The sequence below is a fragment of the Paenibacillus sp. 05T425 genome (assembly GCF_056396205.1).
The window spans coordinates 1-366 of the sequence record NZ_JBFTLA010000181.1; the positions used below are offsets into that span (position 1 = coordinate 1).

Consider the following 366-nt stretch of genomic DNA (forward strand, 5'->3'; position numbering starts at 1 on the left):
GTGTGGGCGTCCTCGGTCACGGTCTCGACGGCAAAGCCGCCGATCTCGATCACCGCCGCGCGGCGCAGCACCGCGCACGAGCCACAAAAGAACGCGGCGTTCCACATGTCATTGCCGTCCTGGACCATCCCGTAGAACAGCTCGCCTTCGTTGGGGCGCTCGCGGAACACATTGAGGTTGCGCTCGAAGGGGTCTGGCGACAGGAAGTGATGCGGGGTCTGCACCAGCGCCAGTTTCGGATCACGCAAGAAACCGMCAGTGGTCATTTGCAGGAATGAGCGCACGGGCACATGGTCGCAGTCGAAAATGGCGATCAGCTCGCTGTCGAGCAACGTCAGCGCGTGGTTGAGGTTACCGGCCTTGGCG

1 protein-coding gene is annotated in these 366 nt (G+C 63.0%); it reads right to left on the minus strand.

All coding sequences use genetic code 11. The features are described 5' to 3' along the window. A partial coding sequence (locus AC1DF0_RS32670; RefSeq protein WP_477577786.1) for a glycosyltransferase occupies positions 1-366 on the minus strand: 366 nt, incomplete at both ends.